The following is a 15,893-nucleotide window of genomic DNA, read 5'->3' as shown; positions in this document are numbered from 1 at the left end:
ACCGGCGGAGACAACCGCGCGGCCAGCATACGTAAACAAAGGAATAGACACAGCCATATGGCTCAGAATGCATCCATGGAGGAGTTCGAGGCCCTCTTGAACGAAAGCCTCGAAATCGACACGCCGCAAGAAGGCAGCGTTGTCAAAGGCAAGGTACTCGCAATCGAAGCGGGTCAGGCCATCATCGACGTCGGCTACAAGATGGAAGGTCGCGTCGATCTCAAGGAATTCGCGAACCCTGGTGAAGCTGCGGAAATCGAAGTCGGCGACGAAGTCGAAGTCTTTCTGCGCAACGTCGAGAACTCTCGTGGCGAAGCCGTCATCTCGCACGAGATGGCCCGCCGTGAAGCCGCCTGGGATCGTCTGGAAGAAGCCTATGGCAAGGAAGAGCGCGTCGAAGGTGCCATCTTCGGTCGCGTCAAGGGCGGCTTCACGGTCGACCTTGGCGGTGCCGTGGCCTTCCTGCCCGGCAGCCAGGTCGACGTCCGCCCCGTGCGCGATGCCGGCCCGCTGATGGGTCTGAAGCAGCCGTTCCAGATCCTGAAAATGGATCGTCGTCGTGGCAACATCGTGGTGTCGCGCCGCGCGATCCTTGAGGAAAGCCGTGCCGAGCAGCGCGCCGAAGTCATCGGTAACCTGGCCGAAGGTCAGACCGTCGACGGCGTCGTCAAGAACATCACCGAGTACGGCGCGTTCGTCGATCTGGGTGGCGTCGATGGCCTGCTGCACGTCACCGACATGGCCTGGCGTCGTGTCAACGATCCGCGCGAGATCCTGTCGATCGGCGAGACCGTCAAGGTTCAGGTCATCAAAATCAACAAGGAAACCCATCGCATCAGCCTCGGCATGAAACAGCTGCAGGACGATCCTTGGGACACCGTGATCGCCAAGTACCCGCTGGATTCGAACCACACGGGCCGCGTCACGAACATCACCGATTACGGTGCATTCGTGGAGCTGGAGCCGGGCGTCGAGGGTCTGGTGCACGTGTCTGAAATGTCGTGGACCAAGAAGAACGTCCATCCCGGCAAGATCGTGTCCACCTCGCAAGAGGTCGAGGTCATGGTGCTGGAAATCGACACCGCCAAGCGCCGCGTATCGCTGGGTCTCAAGCAGACGCAGCGTAATCCGTGGGAAGTCTTCGCCGAAACCCACCCCGAGGGCACGCCCGTCGAGGGCGAGGTCAAGAACATCACCGAGTTCGGTCTGTTCATCGGTCTGGAAGGCGACATCGACGGTATGGTCCACCTGTCGGACCTGACCTGGGAAGGCCGTGGTGAAGACGTCATCGGCGATTACCGCAAGGGCGATATCGTCAAGGCGGTCGTGTCCGAGGTCGACACCGACAAGGAGCGTATCTCGCTTTCCATCAAGGCGGCCGGGGGCGATCCCTACGCCGAGGCGATTGGCGGCGTGAAGCGCGGTTCGATCATCACGGTTGAGGTTACCAAGATCGAAGAAGGCGGAATCGAAGTGGAATATGAGGGCATGAAGTCCTTCATCCGCCGCTCCGATCTGGCACGTGACCGGGCCGATCAACGCCCCGAGCGTTTTGGTGTCGGTGACAAGCTCGACGTTCGCGTCACCAACGTCGACAGCAAGGCCCGTCGTCTGGGCCTGTCGATCAAGGCACGTGAAATCGCTGAAGAGAAAGAGGCCGTCGAGCAGTTCGGCTCCTCCGATTCGGGTGCATCGCTGGGCGACATCCTTGGCGCCGCGCTCAAGGGCGACGACGACTGATCCAGCCCGCCCTCGGGTGAAAATATCAACGGCCCCGCCTTCGGGCGGGGCCGTTTTCGATTCCGGCCTGCTGACAGTCCAAACTGTCCAGACTGCACCAAATTCCATTTTAGCTACGTCTTTTGACACTGACAGAAGGAGGCTTGGAGGCTATCTGCGCAAGGAATCGCGCAAAACGTTCGCTCCTGTCTAATGATCGCCAACAAGTTGATCTGCTAGATAAAGCAGCATAGGCAGTGGTATCGTCGGCAGACACGTCCTATCCGATGTCCTGTCGCGGTTGCATGCCGGTTTCCGTCAATTGACGTCCGGAGACAGCTTTCGGGTGTGTAGTGAATTCGATATGTGTTCTGCACCTGCGGAAACGTTACCTCGGTGCAATAAATCGCGGGAAGGTTTGAAATGATACGATCCGAGCTGATTCAGAAAGTCGCTGACGAAAACCCGCATCTTTACCAGCGTGACGTCGAGAAAATCGTGAATACGATATTCGAAGAGGTCATTCAGGCCCTGTCGGACGGCAACAGGGTGGAGTTGCGAGGGTTTGGCGCGTTTTCCGTCAAGCAGCGCGATGCCCGCACCGGGCGTAATCCGCGCACGGGCGAAGCTGTCGAGGTCGAGGAGAAGCACGTGCCGTTTTTCAAGGCTGGCAAGCTTTTGCGCGACCGTCTGAACGGCAAGGCGTGATGAACGGTTAAACGGCGGATACCTTTGCCATACGCTCCTGCTGGACAGGACGGCGCGGCGGAGCTAGGTCCAGATGATGATCTTTTTACGCTATCTCTTTCTTGGCCTTCTCGCCCTTTGCCTTCTGGTTCTGGCGCTTGCGAATCGCGGTGCCGTGACCCTGCGTCTGTTGCCGGAAGAAATTGGCACACGTCTTGGCCTTGATCTGTCGATAACACTTCCGTTGTTTATCGTGCTGTTCATCGCCATAGCTATGGGTCTGCTGATCGGTTTCGTCTGGGAATGGCTTCGCGAGCACAAGCATCGCGCCGAAGCCCGCTCCGAACGGGCGCAAAAAGAGCGCCTTCAGAAAGAGCTGTCCAAGACCCGCGCCGCCTCCGATCAGGACGAGGTTCTGGCGCTTTTGGGTGATGCACGCTGACCGCCCAGGAATCGGGGTCTTTCTGATATGATGCGCGTGACACGACCCGGATCGGGGGTTCGAACCAAGATCTGTGGTTTGACCAGATTGTCTGACGTAGCCGCAGTGTCCGAGGCAGGCGCCGCTTACATGGGGCTTGTGTTCTTTCAGAAGTCACCGCGCAATGTCAGTTTTCCACAAGCGCGGGACCTTGCGCTGGCAGCGCCCGTCGGTCTGGCCAAAGTCGCTTTGGTGGTGAACCCCGATGATGCGCTGCTGGATGCGATTACCGGAACGGTGCCACTGGATATGATCCAGTTACACGGCACGGAGACGCCTGAACGCGTTGCAGAAGTCAGAACACGCACCGGCCTGCCGGTCATGAAGGCAGTCGGCCTGCGCGATGCCGCTGATCTGCCCATATTGGATCGTTATGTCGACGTGGCGGATCAGGTTCTCGTGGACGCCAAGCCGCCCGAGGATGCCAGTTTGCCCGGCGGGAACGGTGTCGGTTTCGACTGGCGGCTGATCGCCGGGCGAGAGTGGAAGATGCCCTGGATGCTGGCTGGTGGCCTGACGCCCGATAACGTGTCCGAGGCGGTGCGCCTGACCGGCGCACGACAGGTCGATGTATCCTCTGGCGTCGAGTCAGCGCCGGGCGTCAAGGACGCACGCCTGATCGCGGCTTTCTGCACGGCTGCGTCAGGCCAGTAACGCCTTCGCAGGCCTGTATCTCAATCGGGCCGCTGCGTCGTAGCTGCGTCGTAACAGTCGCCCGGAACGACGACGGTCGTACCGGTGCCTTTCATTTCGACCGTCAGGAGCATCTGCCGGGCCACCGCTTCGGCGGGGTGCCGGGTTGTCGAAAGGGCGTAGCCAATGCCCTTGGCATCCCAGCCATCGCGATCATTACATGCTGGAAGGCCGGGCTGGTTGAGATAGAGCAGGTTGAAGGTTGTTAAGCGGACGTCTTATCCTGATATGGCGCTCTCCTTCTTGTCCGGAGAGCTTAGCATACCCGAGAGGTGACAAGAGGTGTGCCCCCGTTGCGGCGAGCGCCCGCGCGCCCTAAACCCGGACCAAACGAGGAGAGATAATGCCCGACGATCTTCTGAACAGTTTCATGACCGGCCCGGACGAAAACGGCCGTTTTGGCGACTTCGGCGGACGCTTCGTCTCCGAAACGCTGATGCCTTTGATCCTGGAGTTGGAGCGGCAATACGAATACGCCAAGACCGACAACAGCTTCTGGGCCGAGATGCACGATCTCTGGACCCATTACGTCGGTCGCCCCAGCCCGCTGTATTTCGCGGAGCGCCTGACCGAGCGTCTGGGGGGTGCGAAAATCTATCTCAAGCGCGACGAGTTGAACCACACCGGCGCGCACAAGATCAATAATGTGCTGGGCCAGATTATTTTGGCGCGGCGCATGGGCAAGACCCGGATCATCGCGGAAACCGGCGCGGGCCAGCACGGTGTGGCGACGGCGACGGTCTGCGCCAAGTTCGGTTTGAAATGTGTGGTCTACATGGGCGCGCACGACGTCGAGCGTCAGTCACCCAACGTGTTCCGCATGAAGCTGCTGGGGGCTGAAGTCATCGCGGTCACGTCCGGGCGCGGTACACTGAAGGATGCGATGAACGATGCGCTGCGTGATTGGGTGACGAACGTGGACGATACATTCTACTGTATCGGCACGGTCGCTGGCCCGCATCCCTATCCTGCCATGGTCCGCGATTTTCAGGCAATCATAGGTCAGGAAGCCAAGGTGCAAATGCAGGATGCCGAGGGGCGTCTGCCTGACACGATCATCGCCTGCATCGGCGGCGGATCGAACGCGATGGGTTTGTTCTATCCGTTCCTGGACGACAAGGATGTAAACATTATCGGGGTCGAAGCGGGCGGTAAGGGTGTCAACGACAGGATGGAGCATTGCGCCTCGCTGACCGGCGGACGGCCCGGCGTGCTGCACGGCAACCGCACGTATCTGTTGCAGGACGATGATGGCCAGATTCTCGAAGGGTTCTCGATCAGTGCAGGTCTGGATTATCCGGGTATCGGACCGGAACACGCATGGCTGCACGACATCGGACGCGCGCAATACGTGTCGATCACCGATAAGGAGGCATTGGAGGCGTTCCAGCTGTGTTGCAAGTTGGAGGGTATCATTCCTGCGCTGGAACCCAGCCACGCGCTGGCCCATGTCACCAAGATCGCGCCGGACCTGCCATCGGACCACCTGATCGTGATGAATATGTGCGGGCGCGGAGATAAGGATATCTTCACTGTCGCCAAGGCGCTTGGGTGGGAGATGGGCGAGGTTCTTTGATTTCATGGCGCTTGTTCGGGCCGGTCTTGTGCTGCTGGCGCTGGCCGCAATCAGCTATCTGGCGTTTGCATTCTGGTGGGGAGGCACGGCGGGTGCGGGCCGCGTGATCGCCGGACAGTTCTGGCTTGGTTTCGACGGACGCCCGACAGCCCAGGTCAGCCAGACCGTCTGGACGATCTCGCTCTGGCATGGGCGGGTCGTTTTGGCCCTTGTCCTCTGGTGCGTCACCTTCGGACTGGTCTTGGCGGCACGCGGTCTCTGGCGCGGGCGCTAGCCGCGACTGCCCGAATTGTGCGGGGTGGCCGTCCCGGATATCGGGACCGAATACGCGTGGCTGCACCATATTGCGTGCGCAATACATGTCGCTCGCCGGCGAGGCTATCCTCTCCGCCCCCAAGACGCATGGCCGGAAAGATGCTTGGCCGGAACATGCACGAGGTTCTTTGACGGGGAAGTCCTCGCGACAGAATTGTCTGCTGAACCGTACGTCCACTTTGAGCAAGTTTATGTGATCCGGGGCGGATGAACCATCCGACTGGTGGCACGTTGAAAGGGTTCAATCACTCCCAAGGAGGGAAGATATGACACGTATTTTCACTACGACCGTTGCCGCGGCTGCACTGCTGGCCGGGGCCGCCACCGCTGAAAGCAGGATCGACACAACCGGTGCGACTTTGAATGAAAACGAAGTTACATTCACCAATGTCACGGCGGATGCTGATGGCTATGTCGTCTTGCATGAAGTGGTCGATGGTCAGCTTGTTGCCCCGGCCTCAATCGGTCACACCTCGATCTCGGCGGGCGAAAACGTCAATGTGACTGTCGCGTCGGATGTGGATCTGCCTGAAGGCACACAGTTTGCCGCCATGCTGCACGTCGAGGATAATGGCAACGACACCTACGACTTCGCCGATGGATCGACCGATGTCGACATCCCAGCCATGAACGGCGATGCGCCTGTCGTGGCGATGCTTGAGGCCACGACCGAGATGATGGTCGAAGCCGAGATGATGCAGGACACGGTGACCGATATGGTCGACGTTTCGGTGGTCACCGTCAAAGGGGACGTCGTCACCTTTCCAACCGTTGAGGCCTCGCAGGACGGTTATCTGGTGATCCACTCGACCAAGGACGGTGCACCCGTAGTGCCGGCATCTATCGGTCACAAAGCCGTATCGGCGGGTACATCGTCTGATGTCGAGGTCAAGCTCGACGCGCCGGTCGTAGCCGGCGATACCTACATCGCGATGCTGCACACCGAGAGCAATGGCAACACAAGCTATGATTTCGCCGATGGCATGACGGACGTCGACACTCCTGTCATGGTGAACGGTGAAGTGGTTGCTGTGCCCTTTGGCGGCTGATCATCCCTAATATCTGGTATCGGGGCCGTCCGCAGATGCGGGCGGCCCGTTTCGTCTGACTGCTAGTGTATCCATGCGTTAACGAATGACGGGGATATGCGCTGCCGCTCCTTCCGGGATCGTGCCGGTCAGGCGCGGGTCGTCGACGATTTCGATCTCGCGGCGAACCGGCATGAACCCCGATCGGATATAGAACGGCAAGGCGACCGGGCTGTCGAAGGTGCAGGTGTGAATCTGAAGCTTGGTGATCGGGCGGGCAAAGGCCCGGTCGATGGCTGCTGACATAAGCGCCCGTCCCACGCCTGCGCCCTGCAGTGTCGGGGTCAGACCCAGGAATGCCAGTTCGCAGGTCGCGCCATCCCTAAAGTCCAGTTCCAGAAGACCCTCGGCACGGTCCGCCCTCTCCAGTGCGAAAACCTCGACCTGCGGATCGCCGAGGATCGCGCCGAGCGTTGCATCGTCCATCTTAAGCCGGGAAAACCACAACCAGTCCAGCGCGCCAACGCGGGTGAACAGGTCGCGGTACCAATCCACGTTCGGGCGATCGACTCGGTTCATCCGAGTCCCATTCGGGAAAGGAGCAGGAGCGGACGCGGGCGGGGCCAACATCTCCAGATGCGTGACCACGGTGGCGATCTTGCCCGATGGAACGGGGTAAACCCCCTCGGTCAGCATCGGCGCGTCTGGTCGGGCATTCGCAGGTCAGGCGTATCGGTCAGCACGGGTCTGCCCGTCAGGCACAGGGCGGCGAATGGGTTCAGCATGTCAGTCCGTGACATAGAGAGTAAGGATATCCATCGGCACGATATCCAAAGTCCGCTGATGCGTGGCCGACAGGTCGATCTGCGGCGCGCAATCTTCTTCGTGGGCCTGCAGAAAACGTGCGGCACACAGGCACCATTTGTCCCCCGGTTTCAATCCGGCGAATCCGTATTCGGGCCGGGGCGTCGACAGGTCGTTGCCCAGATACTTGGAATAGGCGAGGAACTCGGACGTCATCACGGCACAGACCGTATGAACCCCGCCGTCCATCGCCCCGGTGTTACAACAGCCGTCGCGGAAGAATCCGGTCAATGGATCATTGGAACAGGGGGCCAGCGCATCACCGTGGACGTTCAGCGCGGGTAGTTGGCCGGGGGGCGTATCGGGCATCGGTCTCTCCTCTTGCGGATTGCCGCAACGCTAGCACAACGCATGCTGGCGTCTATTGCGCGGCGGCGATCCTGCGGAACATTTCGATGTTGCCTTCGGACACGCCCGGCTCTCGAAAGGCGCGGTCGGCGGCATTTACGGCGACCACGACATTGCGGGCGCGGTCGATGTAGACGAACTGCCCATAGACGCCCTGCGCCATGATCTCGCCAGCCCTCACATCGGCAGGCATCCACCATTGATACCCATAGCGCATCCGGCCCACCTCGGTCAGCGCGGAAGGCACGGTCGAGATGTTGATCCAATCTTCGGGCACGATCTGCCGTCCGTCCAATTGCCCGCCCTGTGCAACCAGCAGGCCCATGCGGGCATAATCCCGCGTCGTCATGTTCAACCCGCCCAACACGAATGCCACGCCTTCGCCATCGGTCAGATAGGTCGCTGCGCCGATACCCATCGGGCCGGTCAGTTTTTCGGCCATCAGATTCGGGATCGACCGATCCGTCGCGCCGCGCAGCACCATGCCCAGCACATGTGTATCCATCGAGACGTATTTCATCGCGGCACCCGGCACGCGGTCGCGTACCGACAGATCGGCAGTGAAATCGTCAAGTGCCCCGCCCAGGGCAATCACACGACCCATCCGGTTGATATCGCTGTCAGGGTTGAAGTAATCTTCGTCAAAGGCGACGCCGGATTCCATTTGCAGAATGTCCTGCACCGACACTCCGGCATAGGCTGAATTGGCCAGGGGCGGGGCGTATTTTTCGACCGGGTCCGACAGGGTCAGCGCGCCTTCGTCCACTAGGATACCGGTCAGCAGCGACAGGAATGATTTCGCGACCGACCAGCTGATCCTCAGATCGCCCGGCTGCGTATCCAGATAGTAGCTTTCGTGCGTGACCTTGCCGTCCTTGAGTACGACAATCGAGGTGATGGACCTGTCCGCGATCCATTTCTCTGTACCGTCGGGCAGCGGCACGGGCGAGCCATCGGGCAGACGGGTGCCCGATGCCTGGGAGAGCGGGACGTTCAGGAAGGCGCGGTCCATGTTACTGAAGTTCACGACAATACGGTCGGGGGCGAACAGCGAATTTACCGCCAGAAGACGTGTAATCTCTTCCCGCTTCCAGAGCGCGGCGAGCGCCGCCACAACAGCGACCGCCAGGATGGCCAGTCCCAGCCGCTGGATCCATTTAACCATTTCCGCCCCCATACTTTTTGTTACCGAAGCACGGTCAGGCGCCGGGCGTCCAGTGTGGTTTGACCCAGTAACCAGTTGACCCAACGTCCGTGAAAGGTGAGCCCAAGGCGGCGCAGTTGACTGCCTGCGCCCGAAAGGCGTCTGTCAGCCTCACTTGAACCGCGCGGCCAATCGTTGGAGCGCCGACAATGGAGGATCGGGTTCCGCCTCGGGCCGGGGTGCAGGATCTGGTTTGGACGGTTTGGGAACATCGGCCTTTGCCTTGGGTCCGCCAGACCCCGTCGACGGTCGCTGCGGCGAGACGCGCAACCCAACGGCATTGGAAAAGCCGGGTCCATCTCCGGCCGCCAACTTAGGTGCGCCATCGCAGATGCCACGCACCAGATTGTCCAGCATCTCGCCCTCTGCCTTGGCAAAATCCGACAGGACGTAGCCCGCGACGCGATCCTTGTGCCCCGGATGGCCGATGCCCAGCCGCACGCGCGCATACTCCGGGCCTATGTGCTGGTGGATCGATCGCAGACCGTTGTGGCCCGCATGGCCGCCGCCCTGCTTCAGCTTCATCTTGCCGGGGGCCAAGTCGAGTTCGTCGTGGAATACAATGACGTCACCGGGCTCCAGCTTGTGAAACCGCATCGCTTCGCCGACCGATTGGCCGGACAGGTTCATGAAGGTCATCGGTTTAAGCAACCAGACCTTTTCGAATCCGAACCGCACTTCGGCCACAGCGCCCTGAAACTTGGACCGCCAGATCACGCCCTGATCCTCGGCGATCCGGTCCAGTGCCATGAACCCGATATTGTGGCGGTTGCCTGCGTATTTCGCGCCCGGATTGCCCAGGCCGACCCAGAGTTGCATCGTCGCCTCCGACATTCGTGCCCTTTGCTATGATATTAGACTGCGGGGGGCCAGTGTCAGGAAGCCGACCTGATCCGCACACGCACCGGCGATCTGGCGGGCTTCATGCGGACCTGTGTCGAGGACGACCTGTACGTTTTGTCCTCCCCTCCATCGGGCGACCGGAGACAGGAAGGAAATCCGGGCGGGTTGCGGTGCTGCGCGATATGCTGGACTAGCTTCCGGATTGCCCGGTTCCGCGTTCGCCCGTCGCCACGCGAAGAGCAATCTTTCCGACATGCTGTTTCGCGGTGAACGCAGCCTGTGCGGCGGCCATGTCCCGCAGATCATAGGATGCGGCGATAACCGGGTGCAGACGACCGGCCTCCATATGCGCGATCAGGGTCGGTATGATGTGGTCGGGCTGCGCCGTGCTGCCCATCAATGTCAAGTCACGCAGGTACAGGTCGCGAATGTCCAGTTCGACAATTGGTCCCGCAATCGCGCCGGACGTAACGTAGCGTCCGCCGCGCCGTAGGGCAGCCAGCATGTCGGGCCAGCGTGGGCCAGCCACCAGATCGACCACCACGTCGAACCCATCGGGCAGCGGATCATCGCGTCCGATGACGTGTTGCGCACCTGCCTTGGCCACAGCAGCGCCCTTGTCGCCTCCCGCGATGGCAGTGACCTCGGCCCCGCGCAGGCGCGCCAGTTGTACTGCCGCCAGCCCGACTCCGCCCGATGCGCCTGTGATCAGTACCCGTTCGGCGGACAGTGAGACGCGGTCCAGCATCCCTTCCGCGGTAGAGTAGGCGCAGGGCAAGACACCCAGCTCCGAGTCCGTTATTGCATCGGCATGTACGGCAATGGCGTCAGCAGCTCGCGCGGTCATGTATTCCGCGAAGCCACCGTCGCGTTCCGACCCAAAGGTCGCGATGTCGAACGGCCCGCCGTTTTCGACCCGGTGCATTGCACGGGTAACGACGCGTTCGCCTACCCGTCCGGTTTCGACGCCGGGACCGGTAGCCACCACGATACCGCAGCAATCCGCGCCCTGGATGCGTGGAAACGAGAGCGCCCCGTTCCAGCCGCCATCGCCCGCATCATCATCGACAGCGTTGCCATCCGTCGCACCGCGGACCGATTTGGAATACCAGCCGATCCGTGTATTAATGTCGGTGTTGTTAACCGAGCTGGCGCGTACCGCGATCAACACCTCGCCCGGTCCCGCCACCGGCAAGGGCAGATCAGTGCGCCATTCCAACACTTCGGGTCCGCCGTGCCCCGTCAGAACCCAACCGGACATGGTCATGGGCAGGACGCTCATTCCTCCAATGCTTCCAGCTCGTCGATGAAACCTTCGATCATCGACAGGCCCTTGTCCCAGAACGCGGGGTCGCTGGCGTCCAGACCGAAGGGAGCCAACAACTCCTTGTGGTGCTTCGAGCCGCCCGCCTTGAGCATATCGAAATACTTTTCCTGAAAGCCTTCGGGCGCGTCCTGATAGGCCGCATAGAGGGCATTTACGAGGCCGTCGCCGAAGGCATAGGCATAGACGTAGAAGGGCGAATGCACGAAGTGCGGGATATAGGCCCAGAAGTGCTCGTAGCCCTCCATGTATTCGAATACCGGGCCCAGGCTTTCGGCCTGCACCGACATCCACAGGGCGTCGATGTCCTCGGGCGTCAACTCGCCCTCGGCGCGGGCCGCATGCAGTTTTACTTCGAAGTCGTAGAAGGCGATCTGGCGCACGACCGTGTTGATCATATCCTCGACCTTGCCGGCCAGCATGACCTTGCGCTGCGCATCATCCTTGGCGCCGTCCAGCATGGCACGGAACGTCAGCATCTCACCGAACACCGACGCGGTTTCGGCCAGGGTCAGCGGTGTCGACGACAACATTTCGCCCTGTCCCGCCGCCAGGACCTGATGCACGCCGTGGCCCAGTTCATGCGCCAGCGTCATCACGTCGCGCGGTTTTCCGAGATAGTTGAGCATCACGTAGGGGTGCACGGTCGTGACCGTCGGGTGGGCAAAGGCGCCGGGGGCCTTGCCCGGCTTGACCTCCGCGTCGATCCAGCCCTTGTCGAAGAACGGCTCGGCCAGCTTCGCCATCTCGGGCGAGAACCCGGCGTAGGCATCCATCACGGTCTTGCGCGCCTCGTCCCAGCTGACCAGGCGCGTCTCCTCCATCGGAAGCGGGGCGTTGCGGTCCCAGACTTGCAGCGTGTCGAGGCCAAGCCATTTCGCCTTCAGCGCGTAGTAGCGGTGGGAAAGGCGCGGATAGGCGGCCACCACGGCATTGCGCAGCGCCTCGACGACCTCGGGCTCCACGTGGTTGGCGATGTGGCGGCTGGCTTGCGGGCTGGGCAGGGCGCGCCAGCGGTCAACGATCTCCTTTTCCTTGGCGAGCGTGTTGTGGACCCGCGCAAAGGTGCGGACCTGTTTTCCGAACACCTCGGCCAAGGCACGGGCACCGGCCTCGCGTTTCGCGCGGTCCGGATCGGTCAGCTTGTTGAGCGTTGCCTCGATCCCCAATTCCTCGCCGTCCACGTCGAAGGTCAGCCCGGCGATGGTTTCGTCGAACAGCTTGTTCCACGCGTTCGCGCCGACGACAGAAGTGTCGTGCAGAAACTTCTCCAACTCGTCCGACAGTTGATAGGGCTTCATCGCACGCATCCGGTCCAGCGCAGGCCGATACCGGGCAAGGTCCGCGTTCGCGGCCATCAGCGCGTCATAGGCGTCATCGTCGATACGATTGAATTCCAGGGAAAAGAACACCAGCGGCGTGGTGAAATTTGTCAGCTTGTCCTGACAATCGGACATGAACTTGGCCCGGTCGCCATCCGTCGTGACCTGATAATAGCGCAAGCCCGCAAAAGACATGATGCGGCCTGCGACTTCGTCGATCTTTTCGTTGCGCTGGATGCAGCGCAGCATTTCATCTGCATCAAGGTCGGCCAGCTTGCCCTCATAGTCGGCGGCGAAGGCTGCGCATTCCGCCTCCAGCCACGACATGTCGCGGGCCAGTTCGGGCGCATCCTCGCCTGTATACAGATCGTCGAGGTTCCATTCGGGCAGATTGCCCAGCGGTTGGTTGCCGTGGCTGGGGGTCGCATCGCGCAGGATCGTCGTTTGAACGGACTGGAATGTCATGGAGGCCTCGTGTTTCTGGATTCAGAACTAGGTAGGTCCTTCGATGCCGGATCGCAAACCCATCGCGTCGGTCATGCCGCATGACTGCGGGAACGGACGCGGCCTTATCGCGGATACCTTCGGAAGACGGGGTAAAGGTTTCGCATCAGGCCAGCGTCAACGGCCCGGCCTCGGTCGCCATGCCTTCGGCCCGATCGAACCGCAGATAGGCCAGCGCGCGGTTGCCTGACACGGTGTGGACGGTGCCCGCTGGCCGTCCGTCCGAAAGGATTGCTGCACCGGGCAAGACCGCACCCTGCACCCGCGCCAGACCTTTGCGCAACTCGGTCTTGTGCTTCATGCGGGCGACGATTTCCTGTCCGACATAGCAGCCTTTCTTGAAATCCACGCCGCCCAGCCGCTCGAACCCCATCTCGAGGATGTAGCTTTCGTTGGGGATCAATTCGGCCCCCGCCTGAGGCACCATGTTCTCGACCCGCACCGCGTTCCAGTCGACTTCATCACCGCCTCGTACGCCGTAATGCCGCCACCCCATACCCGGTCGCGGATCCGGGAGCGCGCCTGTCGGCATGTCGTCCAGCCCGCGCGCTACGGTCAAACCACTGTCTTCGATCGTGACCTTCGATCGCAGCCGGTACATCGACAACCGTTGCGCCAATTCCGGCGCCATGTCGGACGCGACGTCAAGATACAGGGCCTCGGGGTCGGCGAACGTCACGAAATCGGCAAGGTATTTGCCTTGTGGCGACAACAGAGCGGCATAGCCGAGACCCGTCGCAGGCACGTCCCGCGTCAGCAGGCCCTGCAGGAACTTCGCCCGGTCGTCACCGGACACGCGGAGGATGGTTCTGTTCATGCCTGACACATAAGCAAACCCGCCCCCATGCCAACCCCCGACAGCCGCACATTGACCCCGCGAAATGGCGGGCGTAGCGATCTGCCAACGCTTAAACAGGAGCTTCCATGCCCTTTGCCCATGGCCCCCAGACACTGGCAATTCCCGGCCCTTCGATCATTCCCGACCGGGTATTGCGCGCGATGCATCGGCCGTCGCCGAATATCTACAACGGGCCGCTGGTGGATCTGACGCATTCCTTGATCCCCGATCTGAAAGCCGTCGCCTGCACGTCGCACAACGCCACGATTTATATCGGCAACGGCCATGCCGCATGGGAGGCGTCGCTGGCCAACACCCACGCGCGCGGCGATCTTGTGCTAGTGCCACGCACCGGCAGTTTTGCCGACGGTTGGGCCGAAGTGGCGCGCGGAATGGGCATCCGCACGGAGATGCTGGACTTCGGCAACCGCGATGCGATGGACCCGGCGGCCATTGGTGAAAGACTGCGCGCGGACAAGGATCACGAGATCAAATCGGTCCTCTGCGTCCACGTCGATACCTCGTCGTCCTTGCGCGCCGACCTCAGGGCGATCCGATCCGAGATGGATGCGGCGGGTCACCCGGCGCTGTTGCAGGCAGACTGCATGGCGTCGCTGGCCTGCGACATGATGGAGATGGATGAGTGGGGCGTCGACGTCGCCTTCGCCGGATGCCAGAAAGGGCTGATGACGCCTGCAGGCATGGCCTTTGTTTTCTACAATGACCGGGCGGCGCGGGCACGAGAACGCTCTGACCTTGCCACGTTCTATTGGGACTGGATTCCGCGCACCAACCCCGAGGTGTATTTCCGGTACTTCCAGGGGACTGGCCCGACGCACCATCTTTATGGTCTGCGCGAAGCCCTTGACATGATTGTCCACGAAGAAGGGGTTGATGCTGTCTGGGCGCGTCACGCCACGCTGGCACATACGCTGCACGCGGCGTTCGCCAAGTGGGAGAATCACGGCACCGGTGGAGTCGGGTTGGAACTGAACGTCCGCGACCCCGCCAGTCGCAGCCATGCGGTCACTGCCGTCCGTCTGCCGGGGAATGCCACACGTCTGCGTCACTGGTGCGAGGAGCAGATGGGACTGACGCTGGGCATCGGGATCGGCATGGCCGCGCCCGACGACCCGGCATGGCACGGGTTTTTCCGGATCGGGCACATGGGGCATGTATCTGGTCACAGTATGCTGGGAACGCTGGCCACCATCGACGCGGGCCTCAAGGCCACGGGCGTTCCGCATGGTGCCGGTGCACTGGAAGCCGCATCGGCCATTCTGGCCGGAACTGCTGGATAACATAGGCTAAACAAGTCTTCGCCGAATTTTGGCCATGTTCGCGGCTTTTGCTGGGAGGACGTAGACGGCTTTTGCCCACTGCGTCTGATTGCCATTCGGAAACCGACCATGACCTCTGACGATCCAGCGACCCATCTCCGTATGTCCCTGCGCGAAGTCGTCAGCGCGGCACCGACCAAGACACTCGTCGCCGCTGGCGTGCTGGGTCTGATGTGGGGACCGATCCTCGCATCTGTGCTTCAGGTTGCAGACATGCCGCCCCAAGCAATGACGACGGCCCCTTTGGACATTTCCCTGACGGCTGTATCGGGCGGTCCGACGACATCCGATGTGTCGTCCGCAACGCCGGGGCCGATCACCGGATCGTCTGCCAACGTATCCCTTTCGTCAGATCATTCCGTTGACCAAACCGCACCGGCCCGCGTCAGCAGCGTGTCGTCGGACGAGATTGCCTCAATCGCGGATCAGGATGCTGCGCTGGATCGACTCAGCACGATGACGCGGTTCTATCGCCTGTCGAATGCCGGATCCTCGAAGAGTGCGGGGTCTTCCGAGTCAGGCCTTCAGACCAAGGACTAGATCTGAAGTTGATGTCAGCGGCGTTTCGCCAGGACGGCCTCGACCCGTGCGTCCCAGGCCGCATTCCGCGTCGCACGCCACAATCCCCACCGTCGGATCGCCAAGTGCAGACCCGCGCAGGTTGCCAGCGCGACAGGGTATCCCCAGACGCCCCACACAAATACCAAAACCGTGATCAGCATCAGATAGGCCATGCCCAGAAAGGCATTGGTGTAATCTTCGACCCGGTCAATCTGTCCGTCGTTGCGCATGGCCTTATCCGTGATG

The 15,893-nt window shown here is 61.4% G+C and carries 17 protein-coding genes; 9 read left to right on the top strand and 8 right to left on the bottom strand.

The window, feature by feature from the left end:
- Window positions 1–27: 27 nt before the first annotated feature.
- The 7 genes from rpsA (at window position 28) to AC13C2_RS06615 (ending at window position 6,520) form a co-directional block, all read left to right on the top strand.
- Window positions 28–1,740: a 30S ribosomal protein S1 gene (gene rpsA / locus AC13C2_RS06645; protein WP_339645506.1), complete on the top strand. Its 1,713-nt coding sequence runs from the start codon at window positions 28–30 to the stop codon at window positions 1,738–1,740.
- A 402-nt stretch (window positions 1,741–2,142) separates the two neighbouring features.
- Window positions 2,143–2,427: an integration host factor subunit beta gene (ihfB, locus tag AC13C2_RS06640; RefSeq protein WP_092764087.1), complete on the top strand. Its 285-nt coding sequence runs from the start codon at window positions 2,143–2,145 to the stop codon at window positions 2,425–2,427.
- A gap of 73 nt (window positions 2,428–2,500) precedes the next feature.
- On the top strand, window positions 2,501–2,848 hold the full coding sequence (locus AC13C2_RS06635; protein ID WP_482886293.1) for a LapA family protein: 348 nt from the start codon (window positions 2,501–2,503) through the stop codon (window positions 2,846–2,848).
- A 30-nt stretch (window positions 2,849–2,878) separates the two neighbouring features.
- Entirely contained in the window at window positions 2,879–3,541 is a 663-nt protein-coding gene (locus AC13C2_RS06630) for a phosphoribosylanthranilate isomerase (RefSeq protein WP_482886516.1), read from the top strand.
- A gap of 382 nt (window positions 3,542–3,923) precedes the next feature.
- On the top strand, window positions 3,924–5,156 hold the full coding sequence (gene trpB, locus AC13C2_RS06625; RefSeq protein ID WP_474520743.1) for a tryptophan synthase subunit beta: 1,233 nt from the start codon (window positions 3,924–3,926) through the stop codon (window positions 5,154–5,156).
- 4 nt (window positions 5,157–5,160) lie between these two features.
- Window positions 5,161–5,430: a hypothetical protein gene (locus AC13C2_RS06620; protein ID WP_482886292.1), complete on the top strand. Its 270-nt coding sequence runs from the start codon at window positions 5,161–5,163 to the stop codon at window positions 5,428–5,430.
- A gap of 307 nt (window positions 5,431–5,737) precedes the next feature.
- On the top strand, window positions 5,738–6,520 hold the full coding sequence (locus AC13C2_RS06615) for a DUF7282 domain-containing protein (RefSeq protein ID WP_482886291.1): 783 nt from the start codon (window positions 5,738–5,740) through the stop codon (window positions 6,518–6,520).
- 78 nt (window positions 6,521–6,598) lie between these two features.
- Here the strand turns inward: AC13C2_RS06615 and AC13C2_RS06610 are convergent, their stop codons facing one another.
- From AC13C2_RS06610 to ygfZ, 7 genes are all read right to left on the bottom strand, one after another.
- A complete protein-coding gene (locus tag AC13C2_RS06610; RefSeq protein WP_482886290.1) occupies window positions 6,599–7,078 on the bottom strand; it encodes a GNAT family N-acetyltransferase in 480 nt (159 codons plus the stop codon).
- A gap of 207 nt (window positions 7,079–7,285) precedes the next feature.
- On the bottom strand, window positions 7,286–7,672 hold the full coding sequence (locus AC13C2_RS06605) for a DUF2237 family protein (protein WP_482886289.1): 387 nt from the start codon (window positions 7,670–7,672) through the stop codon (window positions 7,286–7,288).
- A gap of 52 nt (window positions 7,673–7,724) precedes the next feature.
- Window positions 7,725–8,876 (bottom strand): serine hydrolase domain-containing protein, encoded by a 1,152-nt coding sequence (locus AC13C2_RS06600; protein ID WP_482886288.1) that lies wholly within the window; start codon window positions 8,874–8,876, stop codon window positions 7,725–7,727.
- A 150-nt stretch (window positions 8,877–9,026) separates the two neighbouring features.
- The gene (pth, locus tag AC13C2_RS06595) at window positions 9,027–9,734 is read right to left on the bottom strand and encodes an aminoacyl-tRNA hydrolase (RefSeq protein WP_482886287.1); all 708 of its coding nucleotides are present in this window, start codon (window positions 9,732–9,734) and stop codon (window positions 9,027–9,029) included.
- A 214-nt stretch (window positions 9,735–9,948) separates the two neighbouring features.
- Window positions 9,949–11,040: a zinc-binding dehydrogenase gene (locus tag AC13C2_RS06590; protein ID WP_482886286.1), complete on the bottom strand. Its 1,092-nt coding sequence runs from the start codon at window positions 11,038–11,040 to the stop codon at window positions 9,949–9,951.
- Window positions 11,037–12,869, bottom strand: coding sequence for a M3 family oligoendopeptidase (locus tag AC13C2_RS06585; RefSeq protein WP_482886285.1), 1,833 nt, complete (start codon window positions 12,867–12,869; stop codon window positions 11,037–11,039). The genes AC13C2_RS06590 and AC13C2_RS06585 overlap by 4 nt, the downstream gene beginning before the upstream one ends.
- Window positions 12,870–13,014: 145 nt before the next feature.
- The gene (gene ygfZ, locus AC13C2_RS06580) at window positions 13,015–13,725 is read right to left on the bottom strand and encodes a CAF17-like 4Fe-4S cluster assembly/insertion protein YgfZ (RefSeq protein WP_482886284.1); all 711 of its coding nucleotides are present in this window, start codon (window positions 13,723–13,725) and stop codon (window positions 13,015–13,017) included.
- Window positions 13,726–13,832: 107 nt separating this feature from the next.
- On the opposite strand from ygfZ, the gene AC13C2_RS06575 reads away from it, so the two are divergent.
- Window positions 13,833–15,047, top strand: coding sequence for a pyridoxal-phosphate-dependent aminotransferase family protein (locus AC13C2_RS06575; RefSeq protein WP_482886283.1), 1,215 nt, complete (start codon window positions 13,833–13,835; stop codon window positions 15,045–15,047).
- A gap of 108 nt (window positions 15,048–15,155) precedes the next feature.
- Window positions 15,156–15,626, top strand: coding sequence for a hypothetical protein (locus AC13C2_RS06570; protein WP_482886282.1), 471 nt, complete (start codon window positions 15,156–15,158; stop codon window positions 15,624–15,626).
- 14 nt (window positions 15,627–15,640) lie between these two features.
- Here the strand turns inward: AC13C2_RS06570 and AC13C2_RS06565 are convergent, their stop codons facing one another.
- Window positions 15,641–15,877: a hypothetical protein gene (locus tag AC13C2_RS06565; protein ID WP_339645876.1), complete on the bottom strand. Its 237-nt coding sequence runs from the start codon at window positions 15,875–15,877 to the stop codon at window positions 15,641–15,643.
- Window positions 15,878–15,893 lie beyond the last annotated feature (16 nt).

The organism is Jannaschia sp. L-14R (genome assembly GCF_056857695.1).
This window is presented reverse-complemented; position numbering and strand designations above follow the sequence as displayed.